Below are 463 nucleotides of genomic sequence, written 5' to 3' on the forward strand. Positions count from 1 at the left end.
CAATACGTTCGTACCACCATTCTTTTAGCCAGTGAAACATGATCATAACTCCACTTTCTGACGCATTAGAATGCCCCATAGTTAACCATAATCGGTAGAGTTTTTGAAAATTCAAATCCTTGGCTTAGAAATAGCATGATTAAAGCTGATGGTTAATAGTCTTTCCGCATCAATTAAATAGCTTCACCCTACTGGCGAGTGTACTAAAAAGCTGCCAGGTTGGACCATTTTTAAGAAGGGAAAATCATCAACGTAGGATAATGATAGCCTTTCCCTTCTTACTTTAGAAGAAATCTCCTCTCAGATTAGGGTGTTCCTGGATCCGAAAACTTGACTGACTTGTTGCTCTCAATATCGGCAAGATGCTCTAAACTCCTGGTTCTTTTGAGCAAACCAAACCTCCCTAGATTGGGACTTACTCTTGCTGCATCTATACAATGAAGACCAAAGTCCGCGAGGGCTT

This window comes from Legionella jamestowniensis, from assembly GCF_001467745.1.
In the GTDB taxonomy this organism is placed as follows: Bacteria; Pseudomonadota; Gammaproteobacteria; order Legionellales; family Legionellaceae; genus Tatlockia; species Tatlockia jamestowniensis.